Annotated in this window: 17 protein-coding genes and 1 other RNA gene; 9 read left to right on the plus strand and 9 right to left on the minus strand. The window is 59.8% G+C overall.

The features are described from left to right. The first annotated feature begins 6 nt into the window (after window positions 1–6). From Q0792_RS00860 to Q0792_RS00875, 4 genes are all read left to right on the plus strand, one after another. Window positions 7–1,767: an ATP-binding protein gene (locus tag Q0792_RS00860; protein ID WP_298835703.1), complete on the plus strand. Its 1,761-nt coding sequence runs from the start codon at window positions 7–9 to the stop codon at window positions 1,765–1,767. A gap of 3 nt (window positions 1,768–1,770) precedes the next feature. After that, on the plus strand, window positions 1,771–3,105 hold the full coding sequence (locus tag Q0792_RS00865) for a sigma-54 dependent transcriptional regulator (protein ID WP_298835705.1): 1,335 nt from the start codon (window positions 1,771–1,773) through the stop codon (window positions 3,103–3,105). Between the two features lie 84 nt (window positions 3,106–3,189). Beyond that, a complete protein-coding gene (locus tag Q0792_RS00870) occupies window positions 3,190–3,960 on the plus strand; it encodes a class I SAM-dependent methyltransferase (RefSeq protein ID WP_298835707.1) in 771 nt (256 codons plus the stop codon). Window positions 3,961–4,438: 478 nt separating this feature from the next. After that, on the plus strand, window positions 4,439–7,123 hold the full coding sequence (locus Q0792_RS00875) for a ribonuclease E/G (protein ID WP_298835709.1): 2,685 nt from the start codon (window positions 4,439–4,441) through the stop codon (window positions 7,121–7,123). 44 nt (window positions 7,124–7,167) lie between these two features. Here the strand turns inward: Q0792_RS00875 and Q0792_RS00880 are convergent, their stop codons facing one another. After that, window positions 7,168–7,404 (minus strand): sulfurtransferase TusA family protein, encoded by a 237-nt coding sequence (locus Q0792_RS00880; protein ID WP_298838542.1) that lies wholly within the window; start codon window positions 7,402–7,404, stop codon window positions 7,168–7,170. Window positions 7,405–7,497: 93 nt separating this feature from the next. On the opposite strand from Q0792_RS00880, the gene Q0792_RS00885 reads away from it, so the two are divergent. The 4 genes from Q0792_RS00885 to Q0792_RS00900 all read left to right on the plus strand — a co-directional run bounded on the left by Q0792_RS00885 (window position 7,498) and on the right by Q0792_RS00900 (window position 11,867). Next, on the plus strand, window positions 7,498–8,250 hold the full coding sequence (locus Q0792_RS00885) for a cytochrome c biogenesis CcdA family protein (RefSeq protein ID WP_298835711.1): 753 nt from the start codon (window positions 7,498–7,500) through the stop codon (window positions 8,248–8,250). Window positions 8,251–8,306: 56 nt separating this feature from the next. Beyond that, window positions 8,307–9,554: a hypothetical protein gene (locus Q0792_RS00890; RefSeq protein ID WP_298835714.1), complete on the plus strand. Its 1,248-nt coding sequence runs from the start codon at window positions 8,307–8,309 to the stop codon at window positions 9,552–9,554. Continuing rightward, the gene (locus Q0792_RS00895; RefSeq protein WP_298835716.1) at window positions 9,551–10,906 is read left to right on the plus strand and encodes a cytochrome P450; all 1,356 of its coding nucleotides are present in this window, start codon (window positions 9,551–9,553) and stop codon (window positions 10,904–10,906) included. Before Q0792_RS00890 ends, Q0792_RS00895 begins: the two co-directional genes overlap by 4 nt. Window positions 10,907–10,976: 70 nt before the next feature. Continuing rightward, window positions 10,977–11,867: a fructose bisphosphate aldolase gene (locus tag Q0792_RS00900; protein WP_298835718.1), complete on the plus strand. Its 891-nt coding sequence runs from the start codon at window positions 10,977–10,979 to the stop codon at window positions 11,865–11,867. On the opposite strand, the gene Q0792_RS00905 is transcribed toward Q0792_RS00900, so the two are convergent. The 3 genes from Q0792_RS00905 to fumC are packed head-to-tail and all read right to left on the minus strand — an operon-like array spanning window position 11,849 to window position 13,655. Beyond that, a complete protein-coding gene (locus Q0792_RS00905; RefSeq protein WP_298835720.1) occupies window positions 11,849–12,094 on the minus strand; it encodes a ribbon-helix-helix domain-containing protein in 246 nt (81 codons plus the stop codon). The two genes, Q0792_RS00900 and Q0792_RS00905, sit on opposite strands and share 19 nt — an antisense overlap. Continuing rightward, entirely contained in the window at window positions 12,091–12,267 is a 177-nt protein-coding gene (locus Q0792_RS00910) for a DUF4169 family protein (protein WP_298835722.1), read from the minus strand. Before Q0792_RS00910 ends, Q0792_RS00905 begins: the two co-directional genes overlap by 4 nt. Beyond that, window positions 12,264–13,655, minus strand: coding sequence for a class II fumarate hydratase (gene fumC / locus Q0792_RS00915; protein WP_298835724.1), 1,392 nt, complete (start codon window positions 13,653–13,655; stop codon window positions 12,264–12,266). Before fumC ends, Q0792_RS00910 begins: the two co-directional genes overlap by 4 nt. Before the next feature lie 174 nt (window positions 13,656–13,829). Here fumC and Q0792_RS00920 point away from each other — a divergent pair, with 174 nt between their 5' ends. After that, window positions 13,830–14,384, plus strand: a complete 555-nt coding sequence (locus Q0792_RS00920) for a hypothetical protein (protein WP_298835726.1) — start codon at window positions 13,830–13,832, stop codon at window positions 14,382–14,384. A 2-nt stretch (window positions 14,385–14,386) separates the two neighbouring features. Here Q0792_RS00920 and Q0792_RS00925 read toward each other — a convergent pair whose 3' ends face one another. From Q0792_RS00925 to ssrA, 5 genes are all read right to left on the minus strand, one after another. Continuing rightward, the gene (locus Q0792_RS00925; RefSeq protein WP_298835728.1) at window positions 14,387–14,902 is read right to left on the minus strand and encodes an SspB family protein; all 516 of its coding nucleotides are present in this window, start codon (window positions 14,900–14,902) and stop codon (window positions 14,387–14,389) included. A gap of 84 nt (window positions 14,903–14,986) precedes the next feature. Beyond that, window positions 14,987–16,231 carry a chromate efflux transporter gene (gene chrA / locus Q0792_RS00930; protein ID WP_298835730.1) on the minus strand — a complete coding sequence of 415 codons (1,245 nt, stop codon included), beginning with the start codon at window positions 16,229–16,231 and terminating at the stop codon, window positions 14,987–14,989. Next, window positions 16,228–17,034 carry a chromate resistance protein ChrB domain-containing protein gene (locus tag Q0792_RS00935; RefSeq protein WP_298835731.1) on the minus strand — a complete coding sequence of 269 codons (807 nt, stop codon included), beginning with the start codon at window positions 17,032–17,034 and terminating at the stop codon, window positions 16,228–16,230. The genes chrA and Q0792_RS00935 overlap by 4 nt, the downstream gene beginning before the upstream one ends. A gap of 114 nt (window positions 17,035–17,148) precedes the next feature. Continuing rightward, complete coding sequence (locus tag Q0792_RS00940; protein WP_298835732.1) at window positions 17,149–17,592, minus strand: nuclear transport factor 2 family protein; 444 nt, start codon at window positions 17,590–17,592, stop codon at window positions 17,149–17,151. Between the two features lie 93 nt (window positions 17,593–17,685). Then, window positions 17,686–18,032, minus strand: a transfer-messenger RNA (tmRNA) gene (gene ssrA / locus Q0792_RS00945). Window positions 18,033–18,097 lie beyond the last annotated feature (65 nt).

Here is an 18,097-nt window from a genome sequence, read left to right on the forward strand (position 1 = left end):
TGGGGCATGTCTGCTGAAACCGATCCAGATCCACCGGCCCTGACGAACAGCTGGCGCGTGCGCGCGGTGGTCGTGGCCCTTATTGTGATCGCCGTGGCGGTGGTGTCGGTGACCAACAAGCTGCTGACGGACAGGTTTACAGAGAGCACCAAAAACCGTGCCGAACTGCGGCTGGCGCTGTACAGCGGCAACCTGCTGGCGGAACTGCGCCAGAACGCCATTGTGCCGCGCCTTCTGGCCCGTGACGCAGAGCTGATTTCGGCCCTGAATTCGGCCGATTACACAGCCTCGACCCGGCGGCTGATCTCATTTGTTGAGGAAATCGGCGCGGCCTCGCTCATGCTTCTGGATATTGACGGGCGCACGGTCGCTGCCACGGACCGCAGCCGGCTGGGGTCAGCCTATCGTCAGAACCCGTTCTTTGTTGATGCAATCCGGTCAAACGCCACTGTATTCACGGTCTCGCAGCGCGATTCCGGCGCTTTTGATTTCGTTTACTCCCGCAGGGTGGAGTACGGCGCGGATGTGCTGGGGGTGATCGTCGTCGAGGTCGCTCTGCAGAAGTTTGAGGCGGCCTGGGCCGGTATTTCGGACGCGGTGATCGTCACGGACAGCACCGGCGCCATTATTCTCAGCACCGAGCCGCGCTGGCGGGGACGTACAGAAGAAGAAGCGCTCGCACGTCAGACCCCGCAAAACGCAATTCAGCGTGCGATCCAGGCGACCGCCGACTGGACCGCGCTGCCACCGGATGCCTATCTGCAGGGGGAAGCGGTGATGCGGCTTGAGACGCGCATTCCGTTCCGCGGCTGGAAGATGACATCGTTCACCACCTACGCATCAGTCCGCGAACGCGTAAACGGCGTGCTGGCCCTGGAAATTATGGGTTTTGCGATTCTTCTCGCACTGACCTTTTATGCGCTGAGCCGCCGCAGTGCCCTGCGCATGGCGCTTTTTCAGCAGGAATCCGCTGAACTGCGCTCGCTGAACGTAGCACTGCAGCGGGAAATCGCCGAGCGTAAAAGAGTGCAGGAGACGCTTGCTGTGGCCGAACAGACGCTTGAACAATCCAGCAAACTGGCCGCTCTGGGCGAGATGTCAGCCGCGGTCAGTCACGAGCTGAACCAGCCGCTGGCGGCCATGAAAACCTATCTTGCAGGCGCGCGGCTTCTGCTGCGGCGGAACCGTCAGGAAGAGGCGCTTTCATCCTTTGGCCGGATCGATGATCTGATTGAGCGGATGGGGGGGATAACCCGCCAGCTGAAATCTTACGCCCGCAAGGGGCAGGAGGCGTTCACCCCTGTAGATATGGGCGAAGCGCTTGCGTCGAGCCTGTCGATGATGGAGCCGCAGCTGCGTCAGCGACAGGTGGAGATCGTCAGAATTGTGCCCGATACACCCGTGCGCGTGATGGGGGACAGGCTGCGGATCGAGCAGGTGATGGTAAACCTGCTGCGCAACGCTATTGACGCGACCAAGTCTGAACGCCAACCTAAGGTGGAAGTTATGCTCTCTGCCGGCGAGACAGCAACGCTGACCGTGCGCGACAACGGGCCCGGCATCGAAGATCTCGATTCGCTGTTTGAACCTTTCTACACGACCAAACAGCCCGGCGACGGCGTTGGCCTGGGGCTTGCCATCTCTTCGGGGATCGTTAACGACCTTGGTGGACGGCTCACTGCCCGTAACGGGCAGGCAGGGGGCGCGGTATTTGAAATGCAGTTGCCGGTACTCACCGGTGACGAGGCGACACAGGCGGCGGAGTAAATCATGGCCCAGGCGATGAAAATTGCAATCGTGGACGACGAACAGGACATGCGGCAGTCGATCAGTCAGTGGCTGGCGCTGTCCGGATACGACACGGAAACCTTTTCCAGCGCCGAGGACGCGCTGCGTGTGCTGGGGCCGGAATATCCCGGGATCGTGATTTCCGACATCCGGATGCCGGGCATGGACGGCATGCAGTTCCTCAAAAAGCTGATGGGCAGTGACAGCGCGCTGCCGGTGATCATGATCACAGGCCACGGCGATGTGCCGATGGCGGTAGAGGCGATGCGTGTCGGCGCCTATGACTTTCTGGAGAAACCGTTCAACCCCGACCGGATGAGCGAACTGGCCAAGCGGGCCACGGGTGCGCGCCGCCTGGTGATGGACAACCGCGCCCTGCGCCGCGAACTCAGCGACGGTGGCCAGATCATGAAAAAACTGATCGGTCAGTCCCCGGTGATGGAGCGTCTGCGCGAGGATATCCTGGATCTGGGGCAGGCCGATGGTCATGTGCTGATCGACGGCGAGACAGGAACCGGCAAGACACTCGTAGCGCATGCGCTGCATGCGGTGGGCAGCCGCGCGGGCAAGAAATTTGTGCTGGTCAGCTGCGGGGCCTTTGAGGAAGAAGCGCTGAGCAAGCGTCTTTTCGGGCCGATGATGCCCGAAGATGCCCAGTTGCCGGCCATTGAAGAGGCCCGTGGCGGCACGCTGGTGCTTGAGGACATCGAGGCGCTGTCTGAAACCATGCAGGCGCGTCTGCTGAGTGTCATCAACGAGCAGGGCACGCCGGCGGAAACACGCATTGTGGCGATCTCAAACCTGCAGGAGGCCGGACGCACGTCCGAGGATGCGCTGCGCGCGGATCTGTTTTACCGCCTGGCGGCGCTGCGGATTACCGTGCCGCCGCTGCGGATGCGGGGTGAGGATATTCTGACGCTCTTTACCCGCCTCAGCGAGCAGTTCTCGGATGAATACGGATGCGAAGCCCCCAAGGTGACCGCGCAGGAGGCAGCACAGCTGCTCCAGGCGCCCTGGCCCGGAAACGTGCGTCAGCTGATCAACGTGGCCGAACGCGCGGTCCTGCAGTCGCGCCGCGGTGCGGGAACCATCGCATCGCTGCTGATGAACGATCACGAGGACATGCAGCCGGTCATGACGACGGAGGGCAAGCCGCTCAAGGAATACGTCGAGGCCTTTGAGCGCATGCTGATCGACAATACCATGCGCCGGCATCGCGGCTCCATCGCCAGTGTGATGGACGAGCTTTGCCTCCCGCGCCGGACACTCAACGAGAAAATGGCCAAATACGGACTGCAGCGGTCCGATTATCTCTGACATCCGTCTGTGCGGGCTGGTGGATTTGGCTGAACGGCCCGACCCATGGTATATCTGCAACGCAACAGATGACGGAGCAGGGCAATGGGCAGGGACCACGTTTCTGTAAACAGAGATATCTGGGATGCGGATGCACCGAACTGGGTCCGCGCGGGCGAGCGCCTCTGGGGCCTTGATGCACCGGTATGGGGCAACTGGAACCACACTGACGAGGGCATAGGGATGCTGCCTGCCGATATGACGGGCAGGGACGCCATCGAACTTGGGTGCGGCACAGGGTATGTCTCGGGCTGGATGGCCCGCCGAGGGGCCCGGGTGACCGCGATTGATGTCTCGCCACAACAACTGGCGACGGCCCGCCGTCTGTCAGCGGAGCATGACGCAGGCATTACCTTTATCGAAGGGAATGCGGAAAAAACAGGGCTGCCTGACTGTTCCTTCGACTTTGCGGTTTCAGAGTATGGCGCCGCGATCTGGTGCCCGCCGCGGGACTGGCTGACCGAAGCCTGGCGTCTGCTGAGACCGGGGGGGCGTCTGGCATTTCTGGGCAATCATCCGCTGTCTCTGCTCTGTTCCCCGCTGGACGGCGCACCCTGTGACCGGGTTCTGCACCGCCCGTACCGGGGCATGTGGGGCGCAGACTGGACCACGGTCGAGATTGATCCGAGCGGCATCTGTTTCAATCTGACATTCGCGGACTGGATGAGCCTTTTTGCCGAAATCGGGTTCTCGGTCAGAAAATATGATGAAATCTACGCACCTGACCATGCAGATGATGTCCGCGGTGCAGTGCCGGCCGAATGGGCCAGAGACTATCCTGTCGAGCAGATCTGGCAGCTGGACAAACCGCTCTGATACCCTCCTGAGGGACGAATGATCCGGTTTTCCGGGCCTTCAGACGCGCCGGTATCGATGGTGGATACCTGCGCAGTGCACTTTACCCATTGTGTTTTTACCCCAGGTAGCATTATCTGAAGGGACAGAGATGCGGGCCACTGTGTCCGGGCTCTGGTGAGTTTCGCTGGCACCTGCGTGACGCCTGAGACATCAGGTCACCGTGTCAGACCGATTGAGCCGGCAACGGCTGACGAACCGCTGACGGGTTGTAAGGCGAAAACGCCCCAAAACACGCAGTAAATAATGGACGCAAGGCCGCCTGAGTGAGCCTGCGTCGGAGAAGAACCGCGATGACGCGCGCCGCAGCATTGAGCAGATTTCCCTTGGCACCGCCTGGGCCGGAATCGCGTGCGTCCCTGATCGCCCTGACAAGACATATTCCGCATCTGGCCGATCCTCCGGGATGGGGCAGGCTGCGGCTGTGCAATCTGGAAACATGGCTAAGAAAATGCTTATCGATGCCACCCACGCGGAAGAAACCCGCGTTGTGGTGGTCGACGGAAACAAGGTCGAGGAGTTTGACTTTGAATCCGAAAATAAACGCCAGCTCGCTGGCAACATCTATCTCGCAAAAGTAACACGGGTCGAGCCGTCGCTTCAGGCGGCGTTTGTGGATTACGGTGGCAACCGCCACGGCTTCCTTGCGTTCTCGGAAATTCATCCTGATTACTATCAGATCCCGGTGGCAGACCGTCAGGCGCTGCTCGAGGAAGAGCGCGCCTATGCCGAGGCTCAGAAAGCCCGGGAAGACGACGAGGAAAAACCCAAACGCCGTCGTCGCAGCCGCTCGCGCGCCAAAGCGGAAGATACCCAGTCTGAGGATGCGACTGCCACCAAAGAAGTGGATGCAGATCAGATCGAGGGGATGCAGACCATCGACCTCGACGACGAGGAAGGCACATCTCCGATGGAGCGGGTGGCCGAAACGCCGGTGGAAGAGCCTGAAGACGCCGCAGATGACGGGACGGATACAGCCGGTGAAGAAGGTGCTGATGCATCCACCGGTGATGATACGGGATCGGACGCAGGCGCTGACGACGATAGTGATGATGACGACGACGATAAGCCACGCAAAGCGGATGCGTCTGCCAAGGATGACAGCATCGAATCTGTTGCGGACGAGGATGATCAGGACGACATCCGGCCCGCGCGCAAACCGCGACCGCGCCGTTATAAGATCCAGGAAGTCATCAAGGTCCGCCAGATCCTGCTGGTTCAGGTGGTCAAGGAAGAGCGCGGCAACAAGGGTGCCGCCCTGACGACATACCTGAGCCTTGCCGGTCGCTACTGTGTCCTGATGCCGAATACGGCCCGTGGTGGCGGGATTTCCCGCAAGATCACGAACGCCGCTGACCGCAAGAAGCTCAAGGAGATTGCCAACGAGATCGAGGTGCCGCAGGGCGCCGGTCTTATTGTGCGCACGGCAGGTGCCAAGCGCACAAAGGCCGAGATCAAGCGTGACTATGAGTATCTGCAGCGTCTGTGGGAGCAGATCCGCGAACTGACGCTCAAGTCTATCGCGCCGGCGAAAATCTACGAAGAAGGCGACCTCATCAAACGCTCGATCCGCGACCTTTATAACCGCGAGATCGACGAGGTGTTTGTCGAGGGCGAGCGGGGCTACCGCATCGCCAAGGACTTCATGAAAATGATCATGCCGTCCCATGCCAAAAACGTGAAACTCTACAACGAGGGCCTGCCTCTCTTTGCCCGCTATCAGGTCGAGAGCTACCTGGCGTCAATGTTCAATCCGACGGTGCAGCTGCCTTCGGGTGGCTACATTGTGATCGGGGTGACCGAAGCGCTTGTAGCAATTGACGTGAACTCTGGCCGTGCGACCAAAGAAGGCTCAATCGAGCAGACGGCGACAAAGACCAATCTGGAGGCCGCTGATGAGGTGGCGCGTCAGCTGCGTCTGCGTGACCTCGCCGGCCTGATCGTTATCGACTTCATCGACATGGACGAGCGCAAAAACAACGCGGCCGTCGAAAAGCGCATGAAGGAAAAACTCAAGACAGACCGCGCCCGCATTCAGGTCGGCCGCATTTCCGGTTTCGGCCTGATGGAAATGTCGCGTCAGCGTCTGCGTCCGGGTATGATCGAGGCAACGACACAGCCCTGCCACGCCTGTCACGGCACCGGGCTTATCCGGTCCGACGACAACCTGGCACTGTCGATTCTGCGCCAGATTGAGGAAGAAGGCACGCGCAAGCGGTCCCGCGAGGTGCTCATCAAGGCACCCGTCGGTATTGCCAATTTCCTGATGAACCAGAAACGCGAGCATATCGCGCAGATTGAAGCCGGCTATGGTCTTTCGGTACGGATCGAAGGGGACCCCACGCTGGTCAGTCCCGACTTCAGCCTCGAAAAGTTCAAGACCGCGACGCGCATTGTCAAAGCCGTGGCCGAAACCGTTGTATCGGTCGATACCTCGCTTATGGACGAGGTGGATGCAGACGATACAGTTGAAGAGGAAGAGGCGCCTGCCGTCACAGATGAGAGTGATACCGAGGGCAAGCCCAAGCGCCGCCGGCGTCGTCGCCGTCGCAGCCGGAACCGTAACAACAACGCTGAACAACAGTCGGGTGACGAGAACGCCGATCAGTCCTCAGGTGAAGCTGGCGGATCAGATGACGCGGAGAATGGTGCGGCCAAGAAGGACGCAGCTGAGACCGAAGCTGACTCCGGCAGTGTGACAGAACCTGCAGCGCCCGAAGCCGAAGAAAAGGCGGAAAAACCCAAGCGGACGCGCTCGCGTACAAGAAAGCCAAAGGCTGAGAAAGACGTGGAGGTGGCTGAACAGGCACCAGAGGAAGCACCTGCTGAGGCGGACGTGGTTTCTGCTGATGCCGGGGCGCCAGCTGCGGAGGCTGAGGCTGAAAGCAAGCCGGAGAAACCCAAGCGCAAGCGGGCGAGCCGCGCCAAAAAGAAAGACGCCGACGTTGCTCCCGCCGCAGAGGAAAAACCGGCTGAGGCTGCTCCGGAGGAACCTGAAGCGGTTGCGGCAGAACCTGTCGCAGAGACCCCGGCGCCCGAACCCGAACCGGTGGCTGTCGCGGAACCTGCACCGGAAGAGCCCGCACGCCCCAAGCGCAAGGGCTGGTGGTCGCTGGGCGGCTGAGAGACTGGAAAACAGCAAAAAAACAGGCTCCCGGGCCTGTTTTTTTATGCCTTTTTGCGAATAACGTAGGTCTGAACATCGCCGTCGCTGTCGGCGGAGACCAGTTCGTGCCCGGCTTCATTGCAAAAGTGGGGCACATCCACCACTGCAGCCGGATCATCGGCAAGCACCGTCAGGGTATCTCCTGCTGCAATAGTTTTCAGCCGCTTTCGGGCCTTCAGCACAGGCAGGGGGCAAAGCAGCCCCGTCGCATCAAGTTCAGTAGCGGTATCTTTACTCATATCGCTCAGATAGGGGCGATATTTCATTCTGTCCACAATGTTGTGACCATTCGTCGGGGTGACGTCCGGCACACGATGCTCTAGGGGTCGGGTATGTTTGGAATAGAAATCATCGACGCAGGTCTGCTTCCGGCAATGACGGTTGCGCTTTTCGCTGGGATCGTCAGCTTTCTGAGCCCCTGTGTTCTGCCCATTGTGCCGCCTTATCTCGCCTATATGAGCGGTGTGAGCCTGAATGAGATGTCGGGGGAAAACGCCGCGCGCAGACGTGCTGTTGTCTCGGCGCTGTTTTTCGTGATGGGCCTGAGCACGGTCTTCCTCATACTGGGGTTCACCGCGTCGGCATTCGGGGCCTTTTTTCTGCAGAACCAGATTCTGTTCGCCCGTATCTCGGGCCTGGTCATTATTGTGTTCGGTCTGCATTTTCTGGGTGTTTTCCGCATTCCTTTCCTCGACCGCGAGGCCCGGCTTGATGCCGGCGAACGCGGTGGCTCCAGCTTTGGCGCCTATGTTCTGGGACTTGCCTTTGCCTTTGGGTGGACACCCTGCATCGGCCCGCAGCTGGGCGCAATCCTGTCACTTGCGGCATCCGAGGCCTCTGTCACACGGGGAACGTTCCTGCTGGGTATCTATGCTGCGGGTCTGGGTATTCCGTTCTTGCTGGCGGCGATGTTTATCACGCGCGCGATGGGAGTAATGAACCGTCTCAAGCGTCACATGCACACGATCGAGCGCGTGATGGGCGGCCTGCTGCTTCTGGTCGGGCTGGCCATGCTCACAGGTGCGTTCACGACTTTCTCGTGGTGGCTGCTGGAACAGTTTCCGGCTCTCGCCTTGCTGGGATGATGACGCTAGACTGACCATGCTTCCGCTGTAGTGCGAAGCGCGCAGAAGGTCGGGTGATGCGCCAGGGCGATACCACAGTCAGACGCCGCAAGGTTTTCTATATTCCGGGTTACGACCCGTTTCCGGCGCGTCGGTACCGCGAACTCTACCGGCGCGAAAGCGCCGTTCAGGCAGAGATTTCCGGATATGCACTTGCGATGAAGGGACCGCTCGGCGGAGAGGGTTTTGGCTGGCAGGTCGAAACCGTTACGGATGGCCAGACAACGCTGACTGACTATGAGGTTCTTACATGGTCTGACATCGTGCGCGACAGCCAGAGCCGGTCGGTCGGTGCAGTCTATCTGGCGCTTGTGCAGACGATCTGGACCTATCTTTCAACCGGTGCACTCTTTCGGATCATGCGCCTGCGCAAAGGCCCTGTGATTGCGGCGCTTTATCCGGTGGGTATGCTCACCCTGCAGGCGTTGCTGGCTTTGTTGCTCGCGGTATGCGTTCTTTCGTCAGCATTACATGTGCTGGATACAGTCGCTGGGCCGTCGGGTTCGCCCGTCTGGGCCTATGCGGTGGCCGGCGCGCCGGCGGCATACGCGTTTATGTGGCTGCTGAGGTATTTTCGTAATCAGGACGGCCGGCTCTATGTTTATTACCTGATGCAGGATTTTGCCTATTCGGCCTCTGCCGGCGGGGCCTGGCCGGATGCGCTTGCAAAACGCATGACTGCCTTTGAACACCAGTTGCGCCGCGCGCTTGCGGACGACCTTGATGAGGTTCTGATCGTTGGTCACTCATCCGGCGCACATATCGCCGTGTCGGTTCTGGCATCGGTTCTGAGAAAGCACACAGAACGATCCGACGGTCCGACGATCAGCCTGCTGACGCTTGGCCATGTAATCCCTATGGTGTCCTTTCTGCCAGGGGCGGAGCGATTGCGAGCCGATCTGAAACAACTCTCCAGGTCAGCAGATGTCACATGGGTGGATGTCACGGCACCGGGGGACGGGTGCTGCTTTGCGCTGTGCGACCCGGTGGCGGTGTCCGGGCAGGGGGGCGCAAATGCCAGGGGGCCGCTGGTTTTCTCTGCAGCCTTTTCTCAAAGCCTTTCCCCGGAACGCTGGCGTGCTCTGCGCTGGCGGTTTTTCAGGCTTCATTTCCAGTACCTCTGTGCCTTCGACCGACCACGGGACTATGACTACTTTCAGATCACGGCCGGGCCCCAGACATTGCACATGCGCTATCGCGACCGACCGGCTTCGCGGTCGCGCATCGTGCATTCTGTGAGTGGGTATACGTCGGTGACCCCGTGACGGTTCTGCCGCCCAAACCTGCCAGCCGCGCCGGTCGCGTTTCGCTGGTGCGATATGCAAGGCTCTTCAGAAAGGACATTCTGTCCGCACAACCCGAACACCTTTACCGCGCGTGGATGGCCGATTTCAGGACGCCCTGGTTTCGCAGCTGTCTTGCGAATGACCCGGCGCTGGTCACACTGCTGTTGCGCGAACGGCCCGGTGATTTCCCCAAGTCCGAGCGTGTCAGCGAAGGTCTGCGACCCCTGCTTGGCAATTCGGTCTTTGTGACCAACGGCGATGTCTGGAAACGTCAGCGGCGGATTATTGACCCGGCTTTTGAGGGGGGCCGCCTGCGGGACAGTTTCCCGGCCATCCGGGCTGCGTCCAGGGCGCTGGCCGCGCGCCTGTCAGCGCAAAGCGACCGGGTTGTCGATATTGAGGAGAAAGCCATTCATGCGGCCGCCGACGTCATTTTCCGGACGCTTTTTTCGGTTCCGGTCGACAGCAGGCTCGCCTCAGAGACATACCGGGCCTTCCGGACCTATCAACGCAGCCAGCCTGTTCTGAACCTTGCCGCATTTGTGCCGTTACCACAGTGGATGCCCCGGTTCTTTCGGCGCGGAACCCGCAAAAGTGCCCGGCAGATCAGGCGTCTGATCGGCGATATGACACGTGCCCGGGCTGCGGAAATTACGGCAGGCACCGCACCGGATGATCTTGCGACCAGGATTATGACGCAGGCCGATCCGCAGACGGGGGATACATTCGATGCCGCCGAAATGACCGATCAGGTGGCAATTTTTTTTCTGGCGGGCCACGAGACCAGTGCCGCCGCACTCAGCTGGGCCCTGTGGCTGCTGGCGCGGTATCCGGACTGGCAGGACAGGGTCGCAGCCGAGGCGCAGGCCGCTGACCTGTCGCAGTTCTCCGCGCTGTCTGGCCTGAGTGTCACCAGGGATGTGTTTCGGGAAACACTGCGGCTTTATCCACCCGTGCCGATGATGGTGCGCCAGACGCAGGGCGTGGAACATATGCGCGGGCGTGATCTGCCCCGTGGTACGCAGATGATCCTCAGCCCATGGCACCTGCATCGACACACGCGTCTGTGGGACAACCCGGATGGATTTGATCCCGGACGCTGGCGCACGAAAAACGGTCAGGAATGTGCGCGGCGTGCGTTTATTCCGTTCAGTGCCGGACCGCGCGTATGTCCTGGCGCAGGATTTGCAATGCTCGAAGGCGTGCTGATGCTGGCAACAGTGCTGCGCGATCTGAAGGTAGAACTCTGCGAAGACGCGGCCCCGGTGCCGGTCGCCCATCTGACAGTCCGGTCGCGTGATGGTATCCGCCTGCGGGTTGTCCGGCGCTAACATGTATCATCCTTCTAATCAGTGATTTATGGAAGGGGCCAGGGGCGGAATCAGAAGGAATGAGTGAGATATGTCAGACCAGTCTTCAATGCGCACACAGATGCAGTCCGGCGCAGGATTTATTGCAGCGCTTGACCAGTCGGGCGGATCGACCCCTAAAGCACTGAGCCTCTATGGTGTTGAACCGTCGGATTATTCCGGTGACGAAGAGATGTTTCGTGCCATGCATGACATGCGTGCCCGCATTATCCTGTCCCCCGATTTCACCAGCGACAAGGTCATCGGTGCGATCCTTTTTGAGCGGACGATGAATGATACGATCAACGCAAAGCCGGTGGCCGAGCTGCTCTGGAACGATCGCGGTATCGTGCCGTTCCTGAAGATCGACAAAGGGCTGGAAGACCAGGCCAATGGTGTGCAGCTGATGAAACCGATGCCCGGCCTCGAAGCGCTTTTGCACGAAGCACGCGGCAAAGGTATTTTCGGGACCAAGGAACGGTCGGTGGTGCACGAGGCGGATGCAGAGGGCATTACCGCAATCGTTGCCCAGCAGTTCGAGGTGGGCGCAACAGTCACAGCTGCCGGTCTGGTGCCCATTCTTGAGCCTGAGGTGAACATTCACTCGGACACCAAGGCAGAGGCCGAGGCGCTGCTCGAAGCTGAAATTGCAAAACATCTCAATGCGTTGCCTGACGGTGTTGATGTGATGCTCAAACTCACTTTGCCGGAAAAACCGGGCCTTTATGATGGTCTTGCACGGCATCCGCGCGTGTTGCGCGTTGTGGCTCTGTCCGGTGGGTATTCCACAGATGACGCTTCGGCGCGTCTGGCGCAGAACGACCATATGATTGCGAGCTTCAGCCGCGCGCTGACAGAAGGCCTGAATGTCAGCATGTCTGATGCAGAGTTCGATGCAGCGCTCGGCAGCAACATCGACAAAATCTACCGCGCGTCCGTCTGACCTGTTTCCAGCCTGGTCTGCAGATCGCGCAGCACATAGACGCGTATGGCGGAAGCAAGACCTGTTTCCGCCCCGCGTGACACGTCGATTTCGGACACCAGGGCGTTTAGTGGCTTTGACTGGCGGACGGCGATGGCCCGCAGCGCCTGCCAGAATTCATCTTCCAGCGAAATAGAGGTCCGGTGTCCTTTCAGCGTGACCGAGCGTTTGACCGGACGGCGGCTCACTCATCCCGCCTGTGGCCGTCAATCCGGCGCTCTGACTGCGCGCGCCTGGATTGTTCCAGCTCTTTTTCGGCCTTGCTGCGCCCGAACCTGACAGCGTTTTCATCGGCCTGCGCCCGGCGTTCCTGCCGGGCACGGTCCTTGCGGAACCTGTTCAGATTGACCGGTTTGCTCATTTGGGTCCGGTCATGTTTTCCGGGCGCACGACTTCGTTGAAGCGCTCTTCGGTCACAAACCCGAGGTTCACAGCCTCTTCGATGAGGGTGGTGCCGTTTTTGTGTGCTGTTTTCGCGACCTTTGTCGCATTGTCATAGCCGATTTCCGGGGCCAGTGCCGTGACAAGCATCAGCGACTCGCGCATCAGTTTCTCGATCCGGTCCGCGTCTGCACGCAGACCGTCGATCAGATTATCGGTAAAGGCCGAGGCCGCGTCGCCCAGCAGCTGCATGGACTGCAGGACGTTGTAGGCCATCATCGGTTTGTAGACGTTCAGCTCGAAATGGCCCTGACTGCCGGCAAACCCAACGGCGGCGTCATTGCCCATAACATGCGCACAGACCTGGGTCAGCGCCTCACACTGGGTCGGGTTGACCTTGCCGGGCATGATCGAGGAGCCGGGTTCGTTTTCCGGCAGGATCAGTTCGCCCAGACCACAGCGCGGGCCCGATCCCAGAAGGCGGATATCGTTGGCGATCTTGAAAAGCGATGCCGATACGGTTTTCAGCGCACCGGACATCTCGACCATGGCATCATGTGCGGCCAGCGCTTCGAACTTGTTGGGGGCCGTCACGAAAGGCAGTCCTGTGATTTCTGCCATATTTGCTGCAACCATCACGTCCCAGCCGGGGGAGGTGTTCAGACCAGTGCCCACGGCCGTACCGCCCTGGGCGAGTTCGTAAATGCGCCCGAGCGCGTCTTTGACCCGCTGAATTCCCATGGCGACCTGATGCGTATATCCCGAGAACTCCTGGCTGAGGGTCAGCGGCGTGGCGTCCTGCGTATGGGTCCGGCCGATTTTGATGATGCCTTCGAATTCGGCGACTTTGGCCTCCAGAGCGCTGTGCAGCTTTTCCAGGCCAGGCAGCAGCACATCGCGTGCTGTCATCGCTGTCGAGATGTGCATCGCGGTCGGGAAAGTGTCGTTGGAGGACTGCCCCATATTGCAGTGATCGTTCGGATGCACCGGATCCTTTGAACCGATGACGCCCCCCAGCAGTTCGATCGCGCGGTTTGCGATCACTTCATTGGCGTTCATGTTGGACTGTGTACCGGACCCTGTCTGCCAGACAACAAGCGGAAAATTGTCATCCAGCTTTCCCGCAACCACTTCGCCGGCGGCCTCGACAATCGCGTTGCCACGTTCTGCATCAAGTTTGCCAAGTTCCATGTTGGCCTGTGCACACGCCTTTTTGATCACGCCAAGTGCCCGCACGATTGCAACGGGTTGCTTTTCCCAGCCAATGGGGAAGTTCATGATGGAGCGCTGCGTCTGGGCACCCCAGTATTTGTCTGCGGGAACTTCAAGAGGGCCAAAGCTGTCGGTTTCGGTGCGGGTCTGGGACATGGGTGGCTCCGTGCGTGAATTGCGTCGCACCGGGTGTACCGCTGCATGTGGCGCGGTGCAACGGCCAGATCGCTGCGAAGTGCCGCAGGGTGAGAGATTGCATGATGCGCTTTGTGCTCTAAGTTATATCTGGAGGATATGAATACGCAGGCCCGTTTAGGAGGAAAGATCAATATGAACAGGTCTCTGGCTGCGACCCGGTTGTTCCTGATGCGCTGCCTGGCTGTCATGGCACTCGTTCTCGTGGCATCCGTTGTTCAGGCCGATATTGAACGCTTTGTCGGGAGTTACGAGGGCAGCGCGGATGTGGTGTCCGCCGATGGCTCGACGCGACCGCGCGACATGAGCGTCACGATCGGCACGACACAGGAAGGGTATACCGTCAGCTGGACATCAACGACCTATCGTCCGAACGGAACGGCCAAAGAAAAATCCTATTCCATCGAATTTGTCCCCAGCGACCGGGCCGATGTCTTTGCTTCTGCAATGAAGCGCAATGTGTTCGGTCATTCGGTCCAGCTGGATCCCATGAAAGGCGAGCCCTATGTGTGGAGCCGGATTGATGGGGACACACTCAGCGTCTATTCACTTTTCGTGGCCGAGGACGGGGGGTACGAAATCCAGCAGTTCAACCGCACCCTGACCGAAGGCGGCCTGACGCTCGAATATCAGTCGGTCCGCAATGGCGAGATACAGCGTACTGTGACCACGTTTCTGAAAAAGATCTGAGGTTATTTGCGGAAGCTGTCCAGCGACACGATCTCTGCATCCCCGGGTTTGTCATCCCCGTCTTCTGAAACCGTGTTGACCGCATCGTCATTTTTGCGGGCAGCTGGCAGTTTTGCCGGCAAGGGTGACGCCTCATCTGAGGTGTCTTCGTCCCCTTCGTCGTCCTGCTGGGTTTCAAACCGCAGGCCGAACTCAACAGACGGGTCCACAAACGTGCGTATCGCGTCATAGGGGATATAAAGCGGCTCTGGCGCATCACCGAAGTTCAGCGTAACCGCAAAGCCTTCTTCTCCGACATCCAGATTATCGTACCAGTGCTGCATGACCACGGTCATCTCGCCGGGATACCGGTCAGAGAGCCAGTCGGCGAGCTCTGCATCCGGGTGGCTGGTGTCAAAAGTGATGAAAAAGTGGTGCGCGCCAGGCAGGCCATTGTCTGACACATCCTGAAGAACCTTGCGGATCAGGCCACGCATGGCGTCGTGCATTAGGTTTCCGTAGTCGATGCTTCGGCTCATGGGGTTCCCCCGCGCGGTCAGACACGCAAAGCATAGCTGATTCATCAGCGGAGGAAAGAGGCAGCATCCGCAATTCCGGCAAAATCAGAAGAGACTGGTCAGCAGTCCGCAGAGTGCCATCAAAACCAGCGTCGGCAGGATGCCAGGGCGCAGAACCAGCATCAGCGTGGCGGCAAGCGTAGTAAGCAGAACCGCAACGGGATCAACCGACGCCGGAACGGGCAGGGGAGCGGCCAGAAACCGGTCTGTCTCGACGTGGCTGAAGATTACATGGATGGCAAACCAGACGGCGAGGTTCAGAATGACCCCGACCACCGCTGCGGTAATCGCTTCAAGCGCTGCTGCAAGCCGCGGGCGCGCACTGATCACATCGAGATACGGACCCGCGAGAAAGATCCACAGAAAACACGGTGTGAACGTCACCCAGAGGGCCACAGCGCCGGCCGCGAGCGCCATCGGGAGCCCGCCCTGCGCGTATCCTGCCAGCAGAGCCACAAATTCAGTCACCAGGATCAGCGGGCCGGGTGTCGTTTCCGCCAGCCCCAGAGCGTCTATCATCTGCTCGGTCGAGATCCACCCGAAATCAGTGACAACGGCCTGCGTCATCCATGCCAGTACGGCATAGGCCCCGCCGAAGGTAACGATTGCGAGTTTGGAGAAAAACAGAGCAACATCAGACAGGAAAGGCTGATCCAGAGCCAGAAGGCAAGCGACCGGCAACAGCCACAGCGCGCCCCAGATCAGCAGTGTTCTCAGGCTTTGCGGGTTTTGTGGTGGCGGTGTGTCTGCGGGTGCTGTGCCCGTCGCTGTTGCATATCCCCAGATCCCGGCGGCGATCACGATTATCGGGAAGGGCAGGCCGAGCAGGAACAACCCCAGAAAGGCCAGCAGGGCCAGTGTCCAGGCCACAGGGGACCGAAGTGACCGACGGGCCACCTTGTGCAGCGCCTGCAGCACGATGACGACGACTGCGGCTTTGACACCGGTAAAAGCGGCCTGGACGAGGGGGACCTGTCCATAGACGGCGTAGCCAAGCGCAAGGGCGAGTATCACCAGCGCCCCGGGCAGTACGAAAAGCACGCCGGCAAGCAGGCCGCCTGGTACACCGCGCATCCGCCATCCTGTATAGGTTGCCAGCTGCATCGCCTCCGGTCCTGGCAGCAACATGCACAGGGAGAGGGCGCGCAGATAGTCCTGCTCTTTGAGCCAGCGCTGCTCGTCCACCAGTACACGGTGCATCAGCGCGATCTGGGCTGCGGGGCCGCCAAACGACAGCAGGCCAATCCGTCCGAAAACGCGGAACATCTCCTGATACTCCGGCGCGCTCATGAAGCCTCTGGCAGTGCGTGGGTTGTTTCTGACTGCCCGTCGCGCGCCCAGCGATAGAGTGCGTCGTAAAGGGACAGGCCTGCTTCCAGCTGCGCCGCATCGTCGGAATACATGCGCGCAAGGCCAACGGACAGCGCCATCAGGCCGGCAGCCTCCGGTGCAAGGTCATGCATGTTTGTGTCTGCGCCGCGGATGACACGTGCCATGCGCGCCAGCGGCTGTGTCTTCAGGCCAAAGCCTGCAAGCATTTCATCGAATGTACAGTTGCCACCCTGATGGGTCCGCCGCGCGCCCGGGGCATCAAAGGATACTGCCCCGTAATGCACGGCGACACCTTCTACCTCTGATGGCGGCACAAAGAGAAAGCGCGCAGCCGGGTCGACAAAACGCCGGATGAGCCAGGGGCAGGCGATCCGGTCGACACGCGGCCTGTGGCGCGTCACCCACCGACTGCCGCGCAGGGGATCTGGCAGGGCCGCGGCCGGGATGCGGGGCAGGCCAGCAGCCTTCCAGCCCTCGTTCCCGCCCTCGAGTACTTCGGCGCGGATGCCGTCCGTACGTAAAAGCGCCGCTGCACCCTGGCTGAGCTTGAGGCCTTTCTGGCAGATCGTAATGACATGCCGCCCGGCCAGCTCCGGCACCAGCGCTTCCAGACGGTCATGCGGGTATCGCCTGGCCGTTGGGATCACACAGGGGTCTTTCTCAAAATCTTCGTCCAGCGTGACATCAATCAGAACCGGCGCAGACGGCGTACCGATCATGCGCATCAGTGCATCGGGGGAAATATTCCGGAAACGGGCCATGGCAAAGCATCCTCAACGTGAACAGGATGCGATCAATGGGCCGGAGCCTCACGGGGCGATCGCGAAGCCCCACCACACGGTGATGCCATGTAACGCAACATCGGTCAATCGCTGTCAGTGCAGGCGGGTTCCGGTCAGCAGCAGAGCATGACAATCAGCCGGCAGCTGACCCAGCTGTTCAAAAAAACGGATGAAGTCGAAGGCCGGATAGCTTTCAGCAATCCTGTCTCCGGCTATCCGAGCTGTGACCTGCTGATTGACGCAGATCGTTTTGTCTGTCCCGATCTGCCGGCAGTGAATTTCCATCATCACACTGATCCAGTCGCCCTGCTCAGTGGTTCGCACAAAGGTAACGCGGATATCTTCTACCAGGCTGTTGAAAACAGTGATCCATTCCCGCAGCTCATTCGGCTCGGACACAAGGTTGGGGATCAGGCTGTAGCCACCGGCATGGGAGTTTTCAGTGTTCTGCAACAGCAACTCATCCATTGCATCAAGATCACTGTTCTCCCAGACGCGCGTGTACCAGTCTCTGAGGATGCTGAGGTTTGGAGTCATCTGTATCATATCCGTTCGCGCAGATGATACACCGGCGCCAGTTGCAGATGTCTTAACAGACCTCCGAAACGCCGGGTGCCGACAGTGAGGGGAAGTGCAGGCTTCTGTTGCCAGGTGCCTGCGAACCCCGCCTCACGCGGCTAGGCGAGAGGACTTAGATTTCGGTAGATCCGACTGCTTACGCAGCCATTGCCACCGGAGCACGATTGTCATTTGCAATTGTACATTTTGAACCGATAACGGTGGTATCTCACCGGGACAAAGCCACACCTTTACACGTTCGTCGATCCTGTTTCGGCCCCATGATCCTCAAATGAAGGATGTTGGTGGAGCCGCCGGGTACCGCCCCCGGGTCCGATCCGCTTATTCCGTGCACGTTTATGCCCATAGTTCCGAAGAACATTTCCAATATAGGGGCACTCGCCGTATTGCTCAAGTGCAGGCGGAAATATTCAGAGTCCATATTTATCGTTTATATATCATAAACTTACGCTGGTAAGCTGAA

The organism is uncultured Roseobacter sp. (genome assembly GCF_947495025.1).
Classification (GTDB): domain Bacteria; phylum Pseudomonadota; class Alphaproteobacteria; order Rhodobacterales; family Rhodobacteraceae; genus Roseobacter.